The following is a 4,336-nucleotide window of genomic DNA, read 5'->3' as shown; positions in this document are numbered from 1 at the left end:
ATATCCATGGCGTGGATTCTATGTATATCGCCAATCCACTTCATTGATGGAAACCGACTGCCTAGACTGCGACCTTGAACAAGCCGCATGCGAAGGTCGCCGGCGCAAGATGGAGACACGATGGTCGATCGAACGAGCCCGCCGCACGCGGCCGGCAACCAGCGCCTGCGCTGCGCCTGCGGCGTCGACGTGCACGCCCATTTGGTGCCCGAGCACTTCCCCGCCTACCTCGGCAGCAGGATGCCGGCCGACTGGCCGTCGACTGTGGCTGCGCCGAGCGCGGGCGGCCTGTGCCACCGGCAGGTGATGATCTCGGGCAAGAACTACCGCACTGTCTCCGAGAAGTGCTGGAGCGTCTCGCATCGCCTGGCCGACCTGCCCAGCATGGGCCTCGCGCACCAGGCCATCTCGCCGATGCCCGAGTTGCTGTCGTATTGGATGGGCGCCGCCGATGCGGCGCAACTGCTGCGCTACCTCAACGAGCAGATCGCCGCGATGGTGACCGAGTCGAACGGCGCACTGATCGGTATGGGCGCGGTGCCGCTGCAGGACATCGACCGCGCCATCGCGGAGCTGCGGCACGTCATCGAGACGCTGGGCTTCGCCGGCGTCGAGATCGGCAGCAACGTCAACGGCGTGCCGATCGGGGATCCGCGCTTCGATCCTTTTTTCGAGGCCTGCGAAGCGCTCGATGCCGCCGTCTTCGTGCATGCGCTCAAGCCCACCGGCATGGACCGGCTGGTCGGCCCGGCACCGCTGCAGCAGGTGCTGGCCTATCCGACCGACATTGGCCTGGCGGCCGCCTCGGTGATCACGGGCAACCTGCTGCTGCGCCGGCCACGCCTGCGCATCGCGTTCAGCCACGGCGGCGGCACGCTGGCGATGCTGCTGCCGCGGCTGCAGAAGGGCTGGTCGGTGTTTCCGGCGCTCAGGGAGCAGGTTCAGGCCTCGCCGCTCGAGCAGGCGCGCCGGCTCTACCTCGACACGCTGGTCTTCGATCCGGCCACGCTGGTCCACCTGGTGCGGCAGTTCGGCGCCTCGCAGCTGCTGCTCGGCACCGACTATCCGTTCAACTTCCATGAATCCGCACCGCTGGCGCAACTCGACGAGGCCGGACTCGATGCCGTGCAGCGCCAACAACTGACCGAGGGCAACGCACGGCGCTTCCTGGCCCGCGCGTTTCCCGTCCACACCGAGGAATCCGCATGAGTTCACCCTGGATCGCCGGCCTGCGAAGCGTGGCGCTGAATGTGCCCGACCTGGCACGCGCCGAAGCCTTCTACACGCAGGTCTGGCACCTGGACGTGGCGGCGCGCACGCCCGACGCCCTCTATCTGCGCGGCACCGGTGCCGATCACCATCTGCTGGCGCTGCACCGCGGCGGCCCGTCGGYCGAGATCCGGCAGGTGACCCTGCGCGCGCGCAGCGCCGAAGCGCTCGACGAGATCGCAGCGGCGACGGTGCGGGCCGGCGGACGCATCGACGTTGCGCCCGGCCCGGTCGAGGCGCCGGGCGGAGGCATCGGCCTGACGCTGCGCGACCCCGACGGGCGCCTGYTGCAGGTCGTCCATGGCGATGCGCAGCATGCCGATGCCCACGAGGCGAAGGATCGCCCGGTGCGGCTCGCGCACGTGGTGCTCAACAGCCATGACCTCGCCTCAACCCAGCGCTTCTTCGAGCAGGCGCTCGGCTTCGCGCTGGCCGACCGGACCCGGATCATGGCCTTCCTGAACTGCGCCGCCGACCACCACAGCGTGGCGCTCGGCGACGCCGACAACGACGCGCTGAACCACATCGCCTTCCTGATGCCCGACCTCGAATCCGTGATGCGCGGCGGCGGCCGCATGCGCGACGCCGGCCACGAGATCGAGTGGGGTCCGGGCCGGCACGGACCGGGCGACAACGCCTTCAACTACTTCATCGGCCCCTTCGGCGAAGTCATCGAGTACACGGCCGAGGTCGAGCAGATCGACGACAGCCATGTCGCCGGTGGCCCCGACGACTGGAAGTGGCCCGCCGGCCGCGTCGACCAGTGGGGCATCTCGCAACCGCCGTCGGCGCGCCTCAAGCAGGCGCAGCGACAAGTCTTCTTCATCCGTCCTTCCGAACCTGGAGCCTCATGAAATTCACGACCTTCCTGCACAACGACGAACCACGCCTGGGCCTAGTCGACGGCGATGCCGTCATCGACCTGAACGCCGCCCAGCCGCAGGTTCCGGCCAGCCTTCGGGGCGCGCTGGCCGCGGGCGTCGACCTCGGCGCCACGGCCCAGGCCGCGCTCGCCTCCGCGGCACCGCGGCTACCGCTGGCCGGGCTGCGCTTCGCGCCCCTGGTGCCGGAGCCCGGCAAGATCATCTGCCTGGGCCTCAACTATTTCGATCACGCGAAAGAAGGCGGCCGCGAGAAGCCGGAGTACCCGTGGTTCTTCTTGCGCGGCGCGAGCTCGCTGGTGGCGCACGGCGCGCCGGGCATCCTGCCGAAGGTCTCGGCCAAGTTCGACTACGAGGCCGAACTGGCGCTGGTGATCGGCCGGCGCGTGCCGCGCCACGTCTCGCAGGACGATGCACCCGGCTATGTCTTCGGCTACACCTGCTTCAACGACATGTCGGTGCGCGACTACCAGAAGCGCACGCCGCAATGGACCATCGGCAAGAACTTCGACGGCACCGGCGGCTTCGGGCCCGTGCTGGTGACGGCCGACGAGCTGCCGTCGGCGGCCAGCGGCCTCAAGATCCAGGGTCGGCTCAACGGCGAGCTCATGCAGAGCGCCAATACGACCGACATGATCTGGGGCGTGGCCGAGACCATCGCGCTGCTGAGCGACGTGCTGACACTGGAGCCCGGCGACGTCATCGTGATGGGCACGCCTGCCGGCGTCGGGCAGGCGCGCACGCCACCGGTCTGGATGAAGGCCGGCGACCGTTTCGAGGTCGAGATCGAGCGCATCGGCACGCTCGCGAACCCGATCCGCGCCGAGGACTGAGCCCATGGCGTCCATTGAACAACGCGAGGTCTTCGACGTCGCGGTGGTCGGCTTCGGCCCGACGGGCGCCGTGGCGGCGGGCTTGCTCGCCGGCATGGGCTTGCGCGTGCATGTCTGCGACCGCGCGCGCGAGGTCTACGACAAGCCGCGCGCGATCGCCATCGATCACGAGGTGCTGCGCGTGTTCCAGCAACTGGGCGTGATGGAGCAGGTGGCGCGCTTCGTGGAGCCCTTCACGCCGTCGGCGTACTACGGCGTCGATGGCCAGCTGATCAAGCGCCTGACGATGATCGAGGCGCCCTACCCGCTGGGCTACACACCGTCGAACGTGTTCACCCAGCCGCCGGTGGAGGCGATCCTGCGCGAGCACGTGACGCGCTCGGACTGCACCCGCGTCGATCTCGGCAGCACGGTGGTCGCGCTCGAACAGGACGCCGACGGCGTGACGCTGCAGTTGCGCCGCGACGACGGCGGACGCGAGAGCGTCCGGGCCCGCTACGTCGTGGCTTGCGACGGCGCATCCAGCACCGTGCGGGATCTGGTCGGCATCACGCTGGAAGACTTGGCCTTCGACGAGCCCTGGCTGGTGGTCGACGTGCTCGCCAATGCGCAGGGCCTTGCCAAGCTGCCCGCCACCAGCGTCCAGTACTGCGAGCCTGATCGCCCCTGCACGATGGTGATCGGGCCGGGCAATCATCGGCGCTGGGAGATCTCGCTGAAGCCGGGCGAGGACCCGCAGCAGGTCATCGAGCCGGACCAGACCTGGAAATTGCTGGCTCGCTGGCTCGGCCCCGAGGACGGCGAGCTCTGGCGCCAGGCCAGCTATCGCTTCCATGCGCTGGTCGCCGAGCGCTGGCGCATCGGGCGGGTCTTCGTTGCCGGCGATGCGGCGCATCAGCAGCCGCCGTTCCTGGGCCAGGGCATGTGTCAGGGCGTGCGCGATGCGGCCAACCTGGCCTGGAAGCTCGCGGCGGTGCTCAAGGGCCAGGTCCGCGGTGGGGCGGCGGAGGCCCTGCTGGACTCCTACGGCGACGAACGCGAGCAGCACGTGCGCTCGCTCACCGGCCGCATCAAGGACATCGGCAGCGTGATCGGCGAACGCGACCCGGCCCGTGCGCGCGAGCGGGATGCCCGCATGCTGGCCGAATGCGGCGGCGTGGTGCGCGACATGCCGCGGCAGGACGTGCTGCCCCGCCTCGAGACCGGCCTGCTGTCGCCGCGGCCTCACGCGGCCAACGGGACGCTTTTTCCGCAGCCGTGGATCGCCCGCGACGGCGGGCGCGCGCGCTTCGATGCCCTGGCGGGCGACGGCTGGTGGCTGGTGCTCGACCAGGGCTTCGACCCGGGCCCGGT

The 4,336-nt window shown here is 69.8% G+C and carries 4 protein-coding genes; all 4 read left to right on the top strand.

Features of this window, described 5'->3' with window-relative positions; all coding sequences use genetic code 11:
* Window positions 1-120 precede the first annotated feature (120 nt).
* Window positions 121-1,209 (top strand): amidohydrolase family protein, encoded by a 1,089-nt coding sequence (locus tag AC1DY5_RS43950; RefSeq protein ID WP_478120700.1) that lies wholly within the window; start codon window positions 121-123, stop codon window positions 1,207-1,209.
* Window positions 1,206-2,123, top strand: coding sequence for a VOC family protein (locus tag AC1DY5_RS43945; protein WP_478120699.1), 918 nt, complete (start codon window positions 1,206-1,208; stop codon window positions 2,121-2,123). The genes AC1DY5_RS43950 and AC1DY5_RS43945 overlap by 4 nt, the downstream gene beginning before the upstream one ends.
* Window positions 2,120-2,983 (top strand): fumarylacetoacetate hydrolase family protein, encoded by an 864-nt coding sequence (locus tag AC1DY5_RS43940; RefSeq protein ID WP_478120698.1) that lies wholly within the window; start codon window positions 2,120-2,122, stop codon window positions 2,981-2,983. Before AC1DY5_RS43945 ends, AC1DY5_RS43940 begins: the two co-directional genes overlap by 4 nt.
* 4 nt (window positions 2,984-2,987) lie before the next feature.
* Window positions 2,988-4,336 (top strand): bifunctional 3-(3-hydroxy-phenyl)propionate/3-hydroxycinnamic acid hydroxylase (locus AC1DY5_RS43935; protein ID WP_478120697.1); only part of this gene is annotated, 1,349 nt, incomplete at its 3' end.

It is taken from the genome of Variovorax sp. P4_D9 (assembly GCF_056401695.1).
This window is presented reverse-complemented; position numbering and strand designations above follow the sequence as displayed.

Coding starts and splice junctions, on each gene's coding strand:
- AC1DY5_RS43950 (WP_478120700.1), top strand. CDS start 121: ATGGTCGATCGAACGAGCCCGCCGCACGCGGCCGGCAACCAGCGCCTG.
- AC1DY5_RS43940 (WP_478120698.1), top strand. CDS start 2,120: ATGAAATTCACGACCTTCCTGCACAACGACGAACCACGCCTGGGCCTA.